This window comes from Paenibacillus sp. Soil724D2 (assembly GCF_001427935.1).
Lineage (GTDB): Bacteria > Bacillota > Bacilli > Paenibacillales > NBRC-103111 > Paenibacillus_E.
The window spans coordinates 49540-67993 of the sequence record NZ_LMRY01000015.1; the positions used below are offsets into that span (position 1 = coordinate 49540).

The window sequence follows — 18454 nt, forward strand, 5'->3', positions numbered from 1 at the left end:
ATAGGTGCCGAGGAGGGGAGGCTCAACCCGCAGTATTTGGAAATGTACTCCAAACGCTTGGCGCTCTAAGGGAATTTAGTTTGTAAATATAGCTCAAAAATTGTTGATTTGGTCTTTTTATAAAAAATAAAAGTCCGAGACCGCCATGTAAGGCAATCCCGGACTTTTGCTGTGTGTAATGCGTTTTGTGTGTGTTTTGCTGTATTAGTTTTTCTCAGAAATGATTTGACGAAGAACGGTTTGCAGGATACCGCCATTACGGTAGTAATCTACGTCAACCATGCTGTCCAGACGCACAAGTACATTGAACTCGAAAGTTGTACCATCTTCACGAGTAGCTGTTACTTTTACAGTGGAACCTGGTTGTACATCGTTGCTCAAACCAGTGATATCGAATGTTTCACGACCTGTGATACCTAGTGTTTTCCAACCATTTCCTTCAAGGAATTGAAGTGGAAGAACACCCATACCAACAAGGTTACTGCGGTGAATACGCTCGAAGCTTTCCGCGATAACGGCTTTGACGCCGAGTAGGAATGTACCTTTTGCTGCCCAGTCACGGGAGCTTCCAGTTCCGTACTCTTTACCCGCGATAACTACGAGGTTTTGGCCTTCAGCTTGATACTTCATGGAAGCATCATAGATGGATTCAACTTCGCCAGTTGGCAGGTAAGTTGTTACGCCGCCTTCTGTTCCTGGTGCCACTTGGTTACGAATACGGATGTTCGCGAACGTTCCGCGCATCATGACTTCGTGGTTACCACGACGGGAACCGTAGGAGTTGAAGTCTTCTTTTTTCACACCATGGTTAATCAGGTATTGGCCTCCAGGGCTGTCAACTTTGATGTTACCGGCAGGGGAGATATGGTCCGTTGTAACGGAATCTTCCAAGAGTGCTAATGTTTTGGCATTGCGAATATCTGCGATATCATCCAGAACCGTGCCCAGATCTGTGAAGAACGGAGGCTCTTGAATGTAAGTGGAATTGTTGTCGAACTCATAAAGATCGCCTTCCGGAATTGCGATTTGGTTGAAACGCTCATTCGCACGGAATACGTTGCTATATTTATCACGGAACATGTCAGCACTCATTGCAATCCCAAGAGCTTCTTGAATCTCTTGGTTTGTAGGCCAAATGTCTTTGAGGTAGACAGGTTGATTGCTATGGTCGTAGCCGATTGGATCGTTAGCCAAATCAATGTTCACTGTTCCTGCAAGTGCATAGGCAACAACAAGCGGAGGTGATCCCAGGTAGTTTGCTTTCACTTGAGCATGTACGCGGCCTTCAAAGTTACGGTTACCGGAAATAACGGCAGCCACAGTCATATCGTTGTCGATGATGGCTTTGCTTACTTCTTCTGGAAGCGGACCGGAGTTACCGATACAAGTTGCGCAGCCGTAGCCTGCAACATGGAAGCCAAGTGCTTCTAGTGGCTCAAGCAAGCCTGCTTTAATCAAGTACTCGGTAACAACCAGGGAACCTGGTGTCAATGAGCTCTTAACGAAAGCTGGTTTTCTCAAACCGCGAGCTACCGCTTTTTTCGCCACAAGTCCGGCACCTAGCATAACGCTCGGGTTTGATGTGTTTGTACAGGAAGTGATTGCCGCGATGACAACTGAACCTGTGCCCATTTTGGCAGTTTCGCCGTTTGGATAAACAACATCAACGACTTCTTCGATTTTCTCATCGGTAAGGCCATAGCCGCCTTTGTCGATAGGTGTACGGATGATGGAGTTGAAAGACTCCTTCATGTTCGTAAGCTCAACACGGTCTTGCGGACGTTTAGGACCAGCTAAGCTTGGTACTACGGCGCCAAGATCAAGTTCAATTACATCAGTGAACTGAGGATCTGGTGTGCTGTCTGTACGGAACATACCTTGTGCTTTGTAGTAAGCTTCTACGAGTGCGATTTGATCTGCGTCACGACCTGTACTTCTCAGGTAGTTCAACGTTTCGTTGTCGACTGGGAAGAAACCGATTGTTGCGCCGTACTCAGGAGCCATGTTCGCTACTGTTGCACGGTCAGCCAACGAAATGTTGCTTAGACCAGGACCGAAGAACTCAACAAATTTACCAACAACGCCTTTTTTACGCAAAATTTGTGTAACAGTCAGAGCCAAGTCAGTTGCGGTAGCGCCTTCTGCCAGGTGACCTGTCAATTTGAAACCAACAACGTCTGGAGCTACGAAGTAAAGCGGTTGTCCAAGCATACCAGCCTCAGCTTCAATACCGCCTACGCCCCAACCTACAACACCAAGTCCGTTGATCATTGTCGTGTGGGAATCTGTACCTACGAGGGAGTCCGGGTAAACAACCGTTTCACCATCGATCGTTTTTGTAGCTGCTACGGAAGCTAGGTACTCCAAGTTAACTTGGTGAACGATACCTGTTGAAGGTGGAACAGCACGGAAGTTATCGAATGCCGTTTGTGCCCAACGCAGGAAACGGTAACGCTCTTCGTTTCTTTCGAACTCTAGGTTAATGTTGTAGTCTAGTGCTTCCGGGGATCCGAAAGCATCGACCATAACAGAGTGGTCAATAACAAGGTCTACAGGAACGAGTGGGTTGATCCGTTTAGGATCTCCGCCTTCACGAGCCATCGTCGCACGCATTGCCGCAAGGTCAACAACGACGGGAACGCCTGTGAAATCCTGAAGAACGATACGAGCAGGAATGAAAGGAATTTCTTTGTTTTCATCGCGGCCTTCAGCCCAACCAGCGATTTGTTTAACGTGTTCACTTGTAATAGCACGACCGTCGAATTGACGAATAGCGGCTTCAAGCAGAACGCGAATGGAGACAGGCAGATTGCTAACGGTTCCGTGGCCTTGATTTTCAAAATCAGGAAGACTGTAATACTGGAACGATTTCGTTCCCACAGTTAACTGCTTACGCACAGAAAAAGAGTCCTTATTGGACATGGGTAATTCCTCCTCAATAATATTGATCATCCATTGGTTTCATCTAGTGAAACTCAATTTCATTAATCCCTCTACATCAAGTATAGCGTTTCGCTGTGTATGAGTAAAGATTAATTTCAATCATTTTTACCGTCAAAATGTCATATATTGAATCAATTCAAAGCAATTCGGGCTCGTCCTAAGGAGGATACCAAGATGTCCTGGAAAACAGCGCTCTATAACTACGTTCATGCTAAGAACCAGGCAGAGATCGAAGGCTCTGCTGCACCTATGGAAGCTTATGTCTCAGACAGCGCTTATGTACGGAAACAGGATGTCAAGGTGCGTAGGCTCCTGAAAAGTTACCGCGACCGTGATGCGAAATTGCTGCGTGGAGAAACAAAGCTTCGTCTTACTGGTGTTAAAGAATCGCCACAAGTGATTATCGCGGATATCCAATTACATCGGTTTCTAAACTATCGGATTGGGTCCATCGAACACCTAGAGGAACGTATTGAACCTGAACGTGTGTTCATTGGCAACGCGGCGAACTGCTGGCAGGTCCGATATACAGAACCTCTCCATGGAGAAAAGTCGCTTCCGAGCAAGCAGCGAGGCGTCTTTTTGCCTGATTATGAAGGTTTTGTGGATGGGCTTCGCAGAGCGCCCTCACTACCTTATATTAATCATAGTATACTCAACAGCGGTGCTCAGGAATCAGCTCCCCGCAAAATCATTTATAATCGTGCCAAAGTGGTCCAGTATGCAGAAACTTGGTGGCAAACCCCGAATCCGAAATACGAGGAATTTGAAGTCGACTGTACGAATTTTGTATCGCAATGCCTCTTTGCAGGCGGGGCTCCAATGGACTATACTGGGAAAAGGGATTTGGGCTGGTGGTATGCTGGCAAAAAAGGCAATCAAGAGCTTTGGAGCTTTAGTTGGGCTGTTGCCAATAGCCTGCAAACATTCCTCTCCCATAGCCGCAGAGGTCTGCAAGGGCATGCGGTCAATGATCCGAGAGAGCTTCAACCGGGAGATACAATTAGCTACGACTGGGATGGCGATGGCCGCTTTCAGCACAATACGATTGTGATAGGCAAAGATGCTAACGGGATGCCGCTGGTCAATGCGCATACATATAATAGCCGTAATCGCTATTGGGCTTATAAGGATTCACCTGCTTGGACAGAGAGGACGAAGTACGTTTTCTTTCGGGTCGCTGATCAGATGTAAATAGGAAGAGGAAATGCAAATACTAGACGGAGGTACGTAATGAGCCGCAAAATACGAATTGGACTAATTTATGGGGGGAAATCCGGAGAGCATGACGTGTCCCTGCAAACAGCATTGGCGGTTATGAAAGCTTTGGACTTCAATAAATATGAGATTACACCGTTTTATATATCCAAAAAAGGCGAATGGAGAAGCGGTGCCCCCCTACTAGGTCCGGCTGAATCCAAGGAAGTACTGACATTTAGTAGTGGAGTTACCGCTGCAGCCGCACCTGTTTCCAATGCTTTGGCCCCCATATTCGGGTCCATTCAGACAAAAGGGGATGTGGCTATAGCTGCAACTAATACAGCTGGTATAAAGGACACAGGCTTAGATGTTATTTTCCCGCTTTTACATGGCACATTCGGCGAAGATGGGACCATTCAAGGATTACTTGAAATGGCGAACATTCCATATGTAGGTGCAGGCGTGCTTGCATCAGCTGTCGGGATGGATAAAGTCATGATGAAGAAGGTTTTCGCACAAGAAGGGCTTCCGCAGTGTATTTTCCGTCATTTCACACGTACCGAGTGGGAAAAGAACCGTGCATATCACCTGATCGAGCTCGAAACGGCTATCGGATATCCGTGCTTCGTGAAGCCGGCTAATCTAGGCTCCAGTGTCGGTATTTCCAAAGCAAGAAATCAAGAAGAATTAATTAAAGCGGTCAACTTCGCTTTCCAATATGATCGCAAAGTCATTATTGAAGAGAATATCGACGCCCGCGAGATTGAAGTCGCCGTTTTGGGCAATGATGAACCAATTGCTTCGGTTGCTGGTGAAATCGTGTCCTCGAACGAATTTTACGATTATAAAGCGAAATATATGGACGGCAAATCAGCGATGGTTATTCCTGCAGACATTCCAGAAGAAACGTCCGAGCAGATCCGACAGCTGGCGCTTCAAGCATTCCTGGCTGTGGACGGCAGCGGCTTATCGCGAGTTGATTTTTTCTTAGGCAAAATCGATCAGAAGATCTATATCAACGAAATCAATACGATGCCGGGCTTTACACCATTCAGCATGTACCCGCTGCTATGGAAAGAAACCGGTAAACCATATACAGAACTTCTCGATGATCTTATTCGTCTAGCTATCGAACGGCATACAGCGAAGCAGAGTATCCAATATTCTTTTGATGTGGAGTAGATGCAAATGGGATTTCAAACGGAGTTCAATTCAGTCTGCAAGTTCAAGTCCGCGCAGGAGCTTTATGAGCTTCTAGAGTACGGCCGCGGTAAAATGGTGAAGAGCGGCTTCCGCGTCTTCCCAACCGGTCAGAAGGTCATTGCCTATACGCCTGAGAATCAAGCGATAGCCATTGTCCGAATCGTTGCCTCCATTGCGGAAATCAATTTCCAAGGAGATGAAGTGACGCAAGTGGAGATGGAGCTCATTCGCCGTCTGACGGAAGAAGAGTCACGGATCCAAACCTCACTTGCTTATGAGATGTTTTTCGGTGAGCAAGCATAGCTTTAATTAGAAGACATCGTCCGATATGGGCGGTGTCTTTTTTTGCGGATATTTCACTGTTGGAGCAATCTTGCAGTTCCGAAATAGTCCATTTTACATTCTGTAAATGATGTTTTACATCACTAAAGTTTGCGCGGGGTGGAAAAGTACCTCCATAGCGATGAAAAATATGCCTACATGGTTGAGTCTCAACCGAGATAGTCCATTTTCCGCTCCGTAAGGATAATTTTCATCACTAAAGTATGCGGGAAGCAGAAAAGTAACTCCTTAACGATGAAAAACATGCTTATATGATGAGCTTGCAGCCGAAATAGTCCATTTTCCGCTCTGTAAGGATGATTTTCATCACTAAAGTATGCGTGGGGAAAGAAAAGTGCCTCCATAACGATGAAAAACATTCCTACATAGTTGAGTCTTAGCCGAAATAGTCCATTTTCCGCTCCATAAGGATGATTTTCATCACTAACATATGCACGAAGCGGAAAAGTAACTCCTTAACGATGAAAAACATGCTTACATGATGAGCTTGCAGCTGAAATAGTCCATTTTCCGCTCCGTAATGATGTTTTTCATCACTAAAGTTTGCGCGGGGTGGAAAAGTACCTCCATAGCGATGAAAAACATGCTTACATGATGGGGCTGCAGCTAAAATAGTCCATTTTCCGCTCTGTAAGGATGATTTTCATCACTAACGTATGCGCGAAGCGGAAAAGTACCTCCATAGCGATGAAAAACATGCTTACATGAAGAGGCTGCAGCCGAAATAGTCCATTTTCCGCTCCGTAAGGATGATTTTCATCACTAACGTATGCGCGAGGTGGAAAATCACCTTCATAGCGATGAAAAACATGCTTACACGATGAGGTCGTGCAGATATATAGTCCGTTCGCCACTCTCTAGGGATGTATTTCATCACTAATATAAGCGTTAGGGGTAAAGTACCTCCACGCCAAAAGTCGCTCTCTCCATAGGTACTACAAGAACTTAGTACTTATTCTATTTAGCTTGAAGAACTACAATGTACTTAGGAGATATTCAGATTGGAGTGTGAAAAGGATGAGACAAACGTTCTTGACGGACAGGAAGTTTATTGCCTATTGGCTTTTCAATATTGGCTTAGGTATACCAACTCCATATGTACTTATTTATTTGATCTTTGGGTTTTATGGCTTTATGTCGCCTCCAACGATGCAGGCTCGGTATATGGCTGCGGGGGTACTTTGCGTCTACTTGTTAGTTTGGTTTATCGGAAATTATATGTGTTTGCGAAAAGAAGATCGAGGCACCAAGTTCGGTATGTTAGCGTTAAGCCTGCTGCCACTGGCGATCTCGTCTTTTATCAGCTTCAAAATCATAACATCCATCTCATCCTAATTAGGTGAGTTGTGTATGTGCTGCTCCTTCAGAGGGTACCCTATGAAAGGAATTTTTGCATCAATTATAACAAATGCATTCGTTCAATAGGACGATGTAAGCCGTTTATCTTTCATACTCTTCTTGGAGGTTAACCTTTGCATGATTATTCGCCTTGGGTATGTGGCTATGTCGACGGTAGTCAAGAACGCGTCCCCTTCCAAAACGATGACAGTCACGAACTTCAGCAAGCTTCTGGATCGAGATGCGGCCATTCGGAAGCTAGAGCGGCTTGGCGCCGAAAACTTGCATAATACGCTTAGATTGCTCAGGCACAACCGTGCGCATGACATCATGGTATTTCGCTTTTCCTCCAGGCTGATCCCTCTCATTGGACATGAAATGTTAGGTGATTGGGACCCAATTACTACGCTTTCTGCTGAATTCCAAGAGCTTGGCAGCTACGCTAAGCAGTCTGGCATGCGCGTAAGCTTTCATCCGGATCATTTCACCGTCCTGAGTACGCCAAAGGAAGATGTGCTGCAGAAATCAGTGGAGGATCTAGAGCGGCATACGGCTATGCTTAACGCGATGGGACTGGGTATGGAAGCCATGTGCAATATTCATGTAGGTGGTTCTTACGGCGATAAAGAGAAAGCTGCTAAGCGATTTATTCAGAATTTTTCCGCGCTGCGCCCTGACATTCAGAGGCGGATCACCCTTGAGAATGATGATAAAACCTTTACTGCGCAAGAGACACTTGAGATTGCAGAAAAGGTGGGAGCGCCTATGGTGCTGGATATTCATCATCATGCGGTCAACAACAACGGGGAGGATGCGGCAGATCTCTGGCCGCGGATCCGACAAACGTGGTCTAGACAGGAGAGTGAGCAGTCGGAACAGGCCGCAAACTTACTCCCACCGAAAATCCACGTTTCAAGTCCAAAAAGTGAAAGTGATCCAAGAAGTCATGCTGACTACGTGGAGGTAGGGCCTCTTTTCGCATTCCTACGTGCTATTGCGCCGGCCACGCCAAATCTCGATATCATGATTGAAGCGAAGATGAAGGATGAAGCGTTATTTCGCCTCATGGAAGACCTCAAGATGCAAGAGGGAGTCAAGGTTCTCGATCAAGCCTCCATCCAGCTATAGGCATTCAGATTTAATTCTTGAATTGTTGGACAAAATGGGGTACTTTGGAGAGTGGGAATGAACGACGCACAATCCATTGTGAGAGGGGCTTCTTAATACCATGAGTCAATTGTTAACCGGAAAAAATATACTTGTAATGGGTGTTGCCAACGACCGCAGCATCGCTTGGGCTATTGCTCAATCCTTAGCGGCACAGGGAGCTAATCTTGTTTTTACGTTTGAAAATGAGCGTGTTGAAGAACGCGTTCGCAAGCTCGCAGACACGATTCCAGGCTCAACCTTGATGCCTTGCAATGTAACTGTAGATGCTGAGATCGAAACACTTGCATCCACACTTAAAGAGAAGTTCGGTGTGCTGCACGGCCTTGTACATAGTATTGCTTTTGCTAAAACCGAAGAGCTGGACGGGCTATTCGTTGACACATCGCGTGATGGTTTCGCATTAGCGCATGACATCAGCGCATACTCCCTTGTAGCGGTATCAAAACGGATTTACCCGCTGATGACAGAGGGCGGCAGCATCATGACGATGACTTACCTCGGCGCTGAGCGCGCGATGAAGAACTACAACGTCATGGGCGTTGCCAAAGCAGCGCTGGAAGCAAGCGTGCGCTACCTGGCAAATGATCTCGGTCAATTCGGCATTCGCGTCAACGGGATCTCCGCTGGCCCGATTCGTACCTTGGCTGCCAAAGGCATCAAAGACTTCAATTCCATCCTGCGCCAAGTGGAAGAGAAAGCACCGCTGCGCAAAACAACGGATACAGCCGAAGTCGGCGACACAGCAATGTTCTTGATGAGTAACCTTTCCCGCGGTATCACAGGTGAAGTTATCTATGTAGACGGTGGATATCATATCGTTGGCATTTAAACGCGCATACTAAGAAATTCCGTATTGCCTTATGGGTGATACGGTTTTTTTACGCAAAAAACAGGCTGATTCTAGTTAAAATGTAAAATTATACGAATATTTTGGGATGAAACGCACTAGTATTTAAAACGTATAATTTACTATACTGGAGTTACCAATTAAATTAATGAAAAGAAAGAGTTGATATAAATGGTTGATAGTAAGGTGGAGCCTTTCGTGGTGGGCAGTAAGAGCTTTACAGCGGTGGCCATTAATACGGCAGCCAAGGCTGGGCAATGGATTAAGAGCAAGCTGGGGGACATTAATCGTGTGGATACGAAGTACTCTTCGCAAGATTTGGTCACTGAGGTGGATAAAGGTTCTGAGAAGTTAATTCGTAATTTGATTATGACCCATTTCCCAGATCATTCCATTCTTGGTGAGGAAGGCGTGGAACCTGGACCAGCGGCTTCGGCCAAAGCCCTTCAAGCGATGAGTGAGGAGGAGTATCTCTGGATCGTGGATCCGATTGATGGGACGACGAACTTCGTTCACGGCTTTCCGTTCTACTCGGTTTCGATTGCGCTGGCACATAAGGGTGAAATTATCGTAGGTGTCGTCTATGACCCTTCTCGTGATGAGCTGTTCGTCGCAGAAAAAGGGAAAGGCGCCTATATGCATGGCAATAAGACGACGGTTTCCCTCGATAGTAAGCTATCCGAGAGCTTGGTGGCGACCGGCTTCCCTGCAGACCGTGACGGCGCGCTCCCGATCAATCTTAAAGGGACGCTGGCTTTGGCGCCGAAGGTAAGAAATCTTCGCTCGGGCGGATCAGCAGCGCTGCATATGGCTTACGTCGCAGCAGGACGATTAAGCGGGTTCTGGGAGATTGGTCTTAGTGCATGGGATGTTGCTGCAGGCTCGTTATTGATTCAAGAATCCGGCGGTAAAGTGAGCGATACGGCTGGAAATCCATACAAGCTTGCCGTGCGAAATGTGCTTGCTACCAATGGTCATATTCATGACGAACTTCAGCAGGAATTGGCTGAAGCGGGAGCGACAGGTTTGTAAGCTCGATTTATTGTTGACAATCAAGCTATTTAAAGTAATATAAGACTATAATTTAATTTAGCTGCGGAGCTTAGGAGAACAGCAAGTTTATTTCAAATCGTACGTTACCATGCGTGCATTTGGAATAGCTTGCTGTTTTTTTTTATATATTTTTGGAGGCTGATAACCATGGAAAAGAAATATGTGCTTTCATTAGATCAAGGAACGACGAGTTCTCGTTCTATTTTATTTGATAAATCCGGTGCCATTATGGGTGTTGCTCAAAAAGAGTTTACACAAATTTACCCGAAGCCAGGTTGGGTTGAACATAATGCCGAGGAGATTTGGGAGACGCAGCTTGAGGTGCTCAAAGAAGTTTTGGTCCAAAATCATGTGCATCCGCACCAAATTGCAGCTATCGGGATCACGAACCAACGCGAGACAGCTGTTGTTTGGGATAAACTTACGGGCAAACCCGTGTACAACGCAATCGTTTGGCAAAGTCGACAAACCATGGACATTTGTAATGAGCTGAAGGAACAGGGCTTTGATCCTAAAGTGCGTCGGAAAACAGGATTGCTCATTGATGCGTACTTCTCCGGTACGAAAGTGAAATGGATATTGGATAACGTACAAGGTGCTAGAGAAAAAGCCGATAACGGCCAATTGTTGTTCGGCACCATCGATACTTGGCTTATTTGGAAATTGACCGATGGTAAGGTCCATGTGACAGACTATTCCAACGCATCGAGAACGATGATGTACAACATCCACGAATTGCAATGGGATCAAGAGCTGCTTAACATGCTGAATGTCCCTGCATCCATGCTGCCCGATGTGCGTCCTTCCAGTGAAGTGTACGGTGCGACGTCCAAAAGTTTGTTCGAAGTTCAAATTCCGATTGCCGGAATCGCTGGTGACCAGCAAGCGGCATTGTTCGGCCAGGCTTGCTTCGAAGAAGGGATGGCCAAAAATACTTACGGCACAGGCTGTTTCATGCTTATGAACACGGGTTCCAAAGCTGTTGCTTCCCAAAACGGACTGTTGACTACGATTGCATGGGGCTTGGATGGTAAAGTGGAGTATGCGCTTGAAGGCAGCATTTTCGTTGCGGGCGCTACAATTCAGTGGCTGCGTGACGGTCTTAAACTTATTGAGAAGGCTTCTGATTCTGAGAAGCATGCAACGAATGTGGCTAGCACAGACGGCGTATATCTTGTGCCTGCTTTTGTAGGACTAGGTGCACCTTACTGGGATATGGAAGCTCAGGGTGCGATCTTTGGGTTGACGCGTGGAACGACGCAGGACCACTTTATACGTGCAGCGGTAGAATCCTTAGCTTACCAAACGAAAGATGTGCTGGAAGCAATGGAAGCTGATTCGGGCATCCAATTACAAAAGCTGGCGGTTGACGGAGGCGCAGTGGCGAACAACTTCCTGATGCAGTTCCAGGCGAATCTTTTAGGTGCAGCTGTAGATCGCCCTCGTGTACTGGAAACGACAGCGCTAGGCGCAGCTTATCTGGCTGGTCTAGCTGTTGGCTACTGGGCAGGCAAGCAAGATATTATCCAGAACAAAGTGATTGAGCGTACGTTCGAATCAACCATGGAATCTGCTGAGCGCGATGGGTTATATGAAGGCTGGAAAGCAGCGGTTCAAGCAACAATGGGCTATAAACAGAAGAAAGAGCAATTGGCCTAATCGAATAGATGCAAAGCATGGAGAAGAGAGTCACAATGTGGCTTTCTTTTTTCTGTATTTTTCAATGAGACGGATCAATTGTGGTTGCCTGATTGGCCTGAGTACTCCGAATGCTGCGATTCCGACTAGAGATTATCTCTTGCCCGTCGAACTGTTGTATTTTGTGCAACAATCCGGCGGTTTCTTTGGACAAATTGGCTTTTTGTTGTACCGAGTACAACATTTTGGTGCGAATCGCTCAGAAATTGGCGTTTTAAGCTCGAATTGTTGTACGAAACACAACAATAGCAGGCTACTCTGGCGTAAGGAAGGTGTATTGTTGCACAAAATACAACTTGGACTATCGATAGTTTAAACATATACGTCTTCGGCGTAACTTTCTATGAAATAACCTTTACAAACTTACTTTTTTTAAAAATTCGCTTATCTAGGCAGCTTTCAGAAGGGGGGAGAACGGGAGAGAGATTGTTGAAATTATCCGTCACTTGATCGAGGTTCTCGAGCTATTAACACGGTAAGTCAAGTCTGGTGTAAACGCTCAACATGGACTATAATATGAGGTATATCGTATATTTAAACGTTTCAATTAATTAACTGGACACGCACAGGCGTGATCGGGAAATGGATGGAGAGCTTCTATGACAGCAAATACACAATCGCATTCAGGATCTGGCCCAGATATCATTACTTTTGGGGAAACGATGGCACTGCTCATGCCTTCCAGTGGCAAGGGACTGGAGTACTCATCTGAGCTTCATAGCTTGTTTGGTGGTGCCGAAAGTAATGTTGCTATTGGCATATCGCGCCTTGGTTGCAAGGTTGGCTGGTTTGGACGGTTAGGCAAAGATCCATTAGGTCGCATGATTTTCAAAAAAATCCGTGGTGAAGGCGTCGATGTTTCACGCGCTGAGCTGACAGCAGAAGCGCCTACGGGACTGATGATGCGCGAAGTACTAATGGGTAAAACGTCTGTTTACTACTATCGTAAAAATTCAGCTGCTAGTCACATGAGTGCGAAGCATCTGGATGAGGCTTATATCGCTGGGGCCAAAATATTGCATATCACAGGCATCACTCCTGCCTTAAGCGAATCTTGTAAAGAGGCGGCTTTCGAAGCTGTTCGAATGGCTCGTAAGCATGGCGTCAAGGTCAGCTTTGATCCTAATTTGCGTTTGAAGCTTTGGAGTGTGGAAGAGGCACGTCCCGTGCTGTTAGAACTAGCTAAGCTGTCTGATATTTTCTTACCTGGTTTAGATGAATTGAAGCTGCTCTACCAGACAGAGGACTGGGATGTTATCGTGAGCAAGCTGCGTGAATTATCAGCGATATCCATCGTCAAAGGCGGGGAAAATGAGACGTACGTCGTAACCTCTGACAGCGTTACAGCAGTTCCTTATTTCAAAGCGGAGCATGTGGTCGATACCGTTGGAGCGGGTGATGGGTTCTGTGCGGGCTTTTTGGTTGGCTTGTTAAAAGAGTATGAATATGCGGAAGCCGTGCGCATCGGCAACCTTGTGGGCTCCCTGATCGTTCAGACCGAGGGAGACTGGGAAGGCGCTCCGACTTGGGATCAAGTGGATGCCGTACTTAACGATGTTAAACATATAGAACGTTAAATGCTTGAAAAAGAAGGGTGTAGATTCTAATGAAAAAAATTAAACTTATCCAACAAATATCAAGTGAAGGTGTCGTTGCCGTTCTACGTGGCGATACGCCAGAAGAAGTCGTGGAAATGGCGGATCAAGCCATTGCCGGCGGGATTAAGGTCATCGAGGTCACAATGACCGTGCCTTTCGCGCTGCGCGCGATCGAGGAGCTCGCGAAGCGCTACTCGAGCACAGCGCAGGACGCGGCCAAGTACGCGATCATCGGGGTGGGCACAGCCCTTGACCCCGAGACGGCGCGTGCCGCGATCCTCAGCGGGGCCGAGTTCGTCGTTGGCCCATCGCTTAACCCGAAAACGGTTGAGCTCTGCAACCGTTATAGAGTGCCCGTCATGCCAGGGTGCATGACGATTCAAGAGATTCAGACGGCGCTTGAGCTCGGCGTCGATATCGTTAAGCTCTTCCCGGGCAATCTCTACTCGCCCGCGATGATTAAGGCCATTAAAGGTCCGCTGCCGCAGGCGAACATCATGCCGACCGGCGGCGTCTCGCTGAGCAACCTCGGCGAGTGGATCCAGGCCGGCGCCGTTGCTGTCGGCATTGGTTCTGATTTGACTAGCGAAGCCGTCAAAACCCGTAACTACAGCCTTGTTGCTGACAAGGCAGCTCAATATATCGAGGCCTACAAAGCGGCCAAGAAGTAGGAAATCCGTACGCTCCGTCGAAATGATGACGGAGCGTATTTTTTTGATGAAAGGAAAAGAAACTATGAGTCATGGCAAAGCGAGGCTGCTGCTGCAGGTCGATAATCTTCAGAAGTCGGTGTCTTTTTATACAAGACAGCTTGGTTGGGAGTTGGTGGAGGAAGCTCCTGCGGGCCATGCAGCGTTGATTCGCATTTGGTTGAACGATGAAGTTGTTATGGTTCAGAGAGGTCAGCTAACCAAGCAGGAGCATGAAGTACTAGAGGCTTACTTAACTCGTTGGTTGCAGCCAAAGCCTTTCAGTCCGCGAGCGGGGGATCTCGTTTATATAGGAGTTAGCTCCGTTAACGAAGTGGAAAAAAGCTTACAAGAAAACGGATGGAATGAGCTGAGAAAAGAAGAAGAAAAGGGGCATATTCGTAAGGTTTTCGTTCCCGCCGTTGATGGGTATACCTTCGTTTTCTGGGAGGAACTATTTGCTTCTGACGATGAAATTACGAAGATGTACGCTGAAGGAATAGACGAGTTGGAATGTGCTGTAGATGGTTTGTCTGAAAAGCAGCTCAATTTAACGGAAGCACCGGGCAAATGGTCGGTTCGTGAACAAGTGCTGCACCTGATTGATTTGGAATTAGTCACGATTCACAAAGTGAAATTTGCCCTAGCAGAGCCGGGCCGTACCTACCAAGGAAATCGTTTTTCGCAGGACGATTGGAGTGTTAGTCTTCATTATGCGGCGAGGCCAATTACAAACGAAGTGCAGCTGTTTCGTAGTTTGAGACAGCATATCCTTGGATTATGTGAACATTTGCCTGGTGCGCTTGAGCGCACAGTTATAACTACAAATAATCGCGAAGAGTCGGTTGCAAGCTTGCTCAAAATGATGGCAGGACATGCTAGGCACCATGTACGGGCGGTGGAGCGAATTCGTGAACTTCACGGATGTTAATTTCGGTTACGGCATTCTATAAAAACGAAGAAAAGCCCAAGCGCACAAGCTCTTGGGTTTATTTGTTGATTTTAGGCAGGCAAATTGATATGATAAAGATTGATTAGGAAAAAATGTATTAAATAACATTATTATCCTAATATAATTATAGCATCAAGACAGCCTTCGTGTCAAATTTGCATTTTACATGGTCTGAAAAGAGGTGTTTTAATGAATTTAACTGAGCAGTATTGGGCAGATGAGGAACAGAGAGTTCAAGAAGTAACAGCAAAGATGCGCATCAGAATTACAGGGTTAGAGGATGAGGTTGGCAAGGTTCAATCGGATGTTGTTGAGATTCGCAAGCATTATTGGGATGAAGTCACGATGGATATGAGTACGACAGAAGATGCGGCTGAATCGATCGCAAGTATGCGGCAGCAAGCGGAGGTGCTTTCTGAGCGAGAACGTACTCATCGACAGGCAACAGCATCTTTAGGAAAGTTAAAAAGACTTGTGAATTCCCCTTATTTTGGTCGTATCGATTTCATCGAGCGGCACGAGAGACAAGGAGAAGCCATTTATCTAGGCATTGCTGGCTTTTTGGATGAGCAGGAGGATCACTACCTGGTTTATGATTGGCGAGCTCCCATATCCAGCCTTTATTACGATTATGCGCCCGGGGAAGTAGCCTTTACAACACCGAACGGCATGATAGAAGGACAGATGCTGTTGAAACGTCAATTCGTCATTCGCGATAGCCATATTCAGCTGATGTTTGATACTGGAGTGACGATCGGAGACGAGTTGCTGAAGCAAGTGCTCAGTCGAAGCTCTGATGCGCAAATGAAGACAATCGTGGCGACGATTCAAAAAGAACAAAATCGCATTATTCGAAACGACAAAGCACGAATGCTCATCGTGCAGGGGGTAGCTGGTAGCGGGAAAACTTCGGCTGCTCTGCAAAGAGTCGCCTACTTACTATATAAGCACCGAGATCAGCTAAGCTCTGACCAGATGGTGCTATTTTCACCAAATCCGCTTTTCAATCACTATGTATCCACGGTATTACCGGAATTAGGCGAAGAAAATATGCAGCAAACGACCTATCAGGCCTATTTAGAGCATCGTTTGGGTGAAGAGTTTGATGTGGAGGACTCATTTACGCAATTAGAGTATGTGTTAGCTAGGGGGCGTTCATCTGGAAAAGGAGAGACGGTTGAGGAGATTATCCCACAACGGGATGAGGAATGTGCTTACAATGCTCGTTTAAGCGGAATTCATTACAAGTCTTCGCTGGAGTTCCTTGCTGTCATTCATGCTTATCAGGAGCGGTTGATGCATACAGATATGCTATTTAACCCTATTAAGTTTCGTGAAAAAGAAGTGCTGAGCGCTGCTCGATTGGTAGAGCGGTTTTACAGCTATGATCCGGCCATTCGGCTGCCGAACCGATTGGAATTGATGCGGGGCTGGATTCTGGAACAGTTAGAGATCTTTGCAGAGCTTCAGCTGGAAGCAGCTTGGGTCGATGAGGAGATTGAGCTTCTAAGTAGTGAAGATTACCATCTTGCTTATTTAAAACTGCGTAAAATAGAGCGGGGTCAGGGAGCCACATTTGATGATTTTGATCAGGAGAGAGTTCTGCTTGCACACATCGTTATCAAGGAGCATTTGAAACCAGTGCGGGACGCTGTGAAGCGGCTTAAGTTTGTAGATCTGAGTGGATTGTATGGGCAATTGTTTCGTGATGAGATTCGTGAAGAGGAAGCCGATCAGGAAGTGAAGGCGGGTCAGCGGAGTCCTAATGAGAATCAAGGGAGTCAACTGGGGAACCAGAGGAGTCAGCTAGAGAAACAGGGGAGTCCTATAGAGAATCAAGGGAGTCAGCTAGGGAATCAGAAGAGTCCTGTAGAGAATCAAGAGAGTCAGCTAAGGAATCAGAGGAATTCTATAGAGAATAAGCCGCCCTATTGGTCGGCAATCTGCGAGCGGACGCTGAAGAAGCTGGCGGAGGCTAGGCTGCCGTATGAGGACGCGACGCCGTTCTTATACCTGATGGAAGCGGTCTGCGGCTTCCAGACGAACGGCTCCGTACGCCACGTGATCATCGACGAGGCGCAGGATTATTCTCCGTTTCAGCTGGCCTACCTGAAACGGCTCTTTCCGCGCTGCCGGATGACAGCGCTCGGGGATCTGAACCAGGCGATCTATTCGCACGCTTCCGCGTACAGCGAAATCGATCCGATCGCCGCTTTGTATGGGCCGGAGCAAACGGAGGTTATCCGTTTGCACCGCAGCTACCGCTCCACGCGAGAGCTCGTGGAGTTCACTCGCGGCATCGTGCCTGGCGGCGATGCCATAGAGCCCTTCACCCGCGGCGGCGCAAAGCCGCGGGTGATCAAGGTCAGCGATCGCGGAACGCTGCATAGCCTGCTGACAGCCGAGATTGCTCGGCTGCTAGGCGAAGGCTATGCCTCCATCGCGATCATCGCCAAAACCGCGAGCGAGAGCAAGCTCGCGCACCAAGCCCTAGAGCCCCAACTGCAAGTGCCTCTGGGGCTCATCACCAAACATAGCCCGACCTTCGAGTCGGGCGTGCTCGTCATCCCTTCGTATCTGGCGAAGGGGGTAGAGTTCGATGCCGTACTCATCTATGACGGTTCCCGTCATCAGTACGGACATGAAAACGAACGCAAGCTGTTCTACACTGCTTGCACCCGGGCTATGCACGAGCTATGTATGTTCTCGCTAGGCGAGCCAAGCAGCTTTATCACGGATCAACCGCAAGATACGTATGAGCTGGTTTAATGTGAGTTTGCAGCCTTACCTCTTTTGGTGAGTTTGCAGCTTTACCTCTTTTGGTGACTTTGCAGGCCTTACCTCTACTGGAACTATGAAAGAGGTGAGGTTATGTTCTTTATGAGGTATCTTAAATTGGGATCAATCGTCATATATGCTCAATAAAGGTTGCAGGATGAATGAATCCGCATTTGCGGCTGAATGATGTTGTAAAAAGTGCAACAATTGCTGCCTAAATCACGCCTCTCTCCCTTCGTTGTTGCATAATGTACAACAATTTTGTCCGATACAGGTCATTTCGCACCAAATGGACTCGGGAATGTTGTACAGACTGCAACAACAAGTTGCAAAATATCCTTTAGGCGTGTGAATTGTTGCGGAAAATACAACAATTCCGTCCCACAGCAACTTTTTACCATGGAAAAAGGAGCTTCACATAAGGAATAACCCTTCTGCAAGGTTTGCAAAAGGGTTATTTTTATTTTTATCCAATCAGTTCTCCGCTTTCGCCTGCTCCTGCATTCTCAAAAGGATCGAATAGGCTTACGACGATGGCGACATGGCGGTTGATTTGAACATGTGGAATTACGAGTAATCGCAAGTTGAAGCGAGATCCATATCAGCTACTCATCCAGCATGAAGACCTCGTGTATCTGTCATA

Annotated in this window: 13 protein-coding genes; 12 read left to right on the forward strand and 1 reads right to left on the reverse strand. The window is 46.9% G+C overall.

Translation table 11 applies throughout. The features are described from left to right. Window positions 1-204: 204 nt before the first annotated feature. Entirely contained in the window at window positions 205-2922 is a 2718-nt protein-coding gene (acnA, locus tag ASG85_RS16190; RefSeq protein ID WP_057303478.1) for an aconitate hydratase AcnA, read from the reverse strand. Window positions 2923-3117: 195 nt separating this feature from the next. Between acnA and ASG85_RS16195 the strand changes: the two genes are divergently transcribed. The 12 genes from ASG85_RS16195 to helD all read left to right on the forward strand — a co-directional run bounded on the left by ASG85_RS16195 (window position 3118) and on the right by helD (window position 17802). Next, window positions 3118-4137, forward strand: coding sequence for an amidase domain-containing protein (locus ASG85_RS16195; protein ID WP_060646917.1), 1020 nt, complete (start codon window positions 3118-3120; stop codon window positions 4135-4137). Window positions 4138-4176: 39 nt separating this feature from the next. Continuing rightward, entirely contained in the window at window positions 4177-5325 is a 1149-nt protein-coding gene (locus ASG85_RS16200; protein ID WP_060646918.1) for a D-alanine--D-alanine ligase, read from the forward strand. A gap of 6 nt (window positions 5326-5331) precedes the next feature. Continuing rightward, window positions 5332-5649, forward strand: coding sequence for a hypothetical protein (locus ASG85_RS16205; protein WP_057303481.1), 318 nt, complete (start codon window positions 5332-5334; stop codon window positions 5647-5649). Window positions 5650-6705: 1056 nt separating this feature from the next. Next, a complete protein-coding gene (locus ASG85_RS16215) occupies window positions 6706-7023 on the forward strand; it encodes a hypothetical protein (RefSeq protein ID WP_060646923.1) in 318 nt (105 codons plus the stop codon). 141 nt (window positions 7024-7164) lie between these two features. Then, the gene (gene uvsE, locus ASG85_RS16220; protein ID WP_060646925.1) at window positions 7165-8154 is read left to right on the forward strand and encodes a UV DNA damage repair endonuclease UvsE; all 990 of its coding nucleotides are present in this window, start codon (window positions 7165-7167) and stop codon (window positions 8152-8154) included. 100 nt (window positions 8155-8254) lie between these two features. Continuing rightward, window positions 8255-9025, forward strand: a complete 771-nt coding sequence (fabI, locus tag ASG85_RS16225; protein ID WP_029194483.1) for an enoyl-ACP reductase FabI — start codon at window positions 8255-8257, stop codon at window positions 9023-9025. 189 nt (window positions 9026-9214) lie between these two features. Beyond that, the gene (locus ASG85_RS16230) at window positions 9215-10075 is read left to right on the forward strand and encodes an inositol monophosphatase family protein (protein ID WP_060646927.1); all 861 of its coding nucleotides are present in this window, start codon (window positions 9215-9217) and stop codon (window positions 10073-10075) included. A 168-nt stretch (window positions 10076-10243) separates the two neighbouring features. Further along, the gene (glpK, locus tag ASG85_RS16235) at window positions 10244-11755 is read left to right on the forward strand and encodes a glycerol kinase GlpK (RefSeq protein ID WP_057303486.1); all 1512 of its coding nucleotides are present in this window, start codon (window positions 10244-10246) and stop codon (window positions 11753-11755) included. A gap of 638 nt (window positions 11756-12393) precedes the next feature. Continuing rightward, window positions 12394-13371 (forward strand): sugar kinase, encoded by a 978-nt coding sequence (locus ASG85_RS16240; RefSeq protein WP_060646929.1) that lies wholly within the window; start codon window positions 12394-12396, stop codon window positions 13369-13371. A gap of 29 nt (window positions 13372-13400) precedes the next feature. Next, window positions 13401-14063, forward strand: a complete 663-nt coding sequence (locus tag ASG85_RS16245) for a bifunctional 2-keto-4-hydroxyglutarate aldolase/2-keto-3-deoxy-6-phosphogluconate aldolase (protein ID WP_056833998.1) — start codon at window positions 13401-13403, stop codon at window positions 14061-14063. A 64-nt stretch (window positions 14064-14127) separates the two neighbouring features. Then, window positions 14128-15012: a DinB family protein gene (locus ASG85_RS16250; RefSeq protein WP_162251235.1), complete on the forward strand. Its 885-nt coding sequence runs from the start codon at window positions 14128-14130 to the stop codon at window positions 15010-15012. Window positions 15013-15222: 210 nt separating this feature from the next. Beyond that, entirely contained in the window at window positions 15223-17802 is a 2580-nt protein-coding gene (helD, locus tag ASG85_RS16255; protein WP_060646931.1) for an RNA polymerase recycling motor HelD, read from the forward strand. The last annotated feature ends 652 nt before the right edge of the window (window positions 17803-18454 follow it).

What these genes read in the sequence shown, in the direction of transcription:
- acnA (WP_057303478.1), bottom strand. Translation starts at nt 2,922, where the DNA reads ATGTCCAATAAGGACTCTTTTTCTGTGCGTAAGCAGTTAACTGTGGGA.
- ASG85_RS16195 (WP_060646917.1), top strand. Translation starts at nt 3,118, where the DNA reads ATGTCCTGGAAAACAGCGCTCTATAACTACGTTCATGCTAAGAACCAG.
- ASG85_RS16200 (WP_060646918.1), top strand. Translation starts at nt 4,177, where the DNA reads ATGAGCCGCAAAATACGAATTGGACTAATTTATGGGGGGAAATCCGGA.
- ASG85_RS16205 (WP_057303481.1), top strand. Translation starts at nt 5,332, where the DNA reads ATGGGATTTCAAACGGAGTTCAATTCAGTCTGCAAGTTCAAGTCCGCG.
- ASG85_RS16215 (WP_060646923.1), top strand. Translation starts at nt 6,706, where the DNA reads ATGAGACAAACGTTCTTGACGGACAGGAAGTTTATTGCCTATTGGCTT.
- uvsE (WP_060646925.1), top strand. Translation starts at nt 7,165, where the DNA reads ATGATTATTCGCCTTGGGTATGTGGCTATGTCGACGGTAGTCAAGAAC.
- fabI (WP_029194483.1), top strand. Translation starts at nt 8,255, where the DNA reads ATGAGTCAATTGTTAACCGGAAAAAATATACTTGTAATGGGTGTTGCC.
- ASG85_RS16230 (WP_060646927.1), top strand. Translation starts at nt 9,215, where the DNA reads ATGGTTGATAGTAAGGTGGAGCCTTTCGTGGTGGGCAGTAAGAGCTTT.
- glpK (WP_057303486.1), top strand. Translation starts at nt 10,244, where the DNA reads ATGGAAAAGAAATATGTGCTTTCATTAGATCAAGGAACGACGAGTTCT.
- ASG85_RS16240 (WP_060646929.1), top strand. Translation starts at nt 12,394, where the DNA reads ATGACAGCAAATACACAATCGCATTCAGGATCTGGCCCAGATATCATT.
- ASG85_RS16245 (WP_056833998.1), top strand. Translation starts at nt 13,401, where the DNA reads ATGAAAAAAATTAAACTTATCCAACAAATATCAAGTGAAGGTGTCGTT.
- ASG85_RS16250 (WP_162251235.1), top strand. Translation starts at nt 14,128, where the DNA reads ATGAGTCATGGCAAAGCGAGGCTGCTGCTGCAGGTCGATAATCTTCAG.
- helD (WP_060646931.1), top strand. Translation starts at nt 15,223, where the DNA reads ATGAATTTAACTGAGCAGTATTGGGCAGATGAGGAACAGAGAGTTCAA.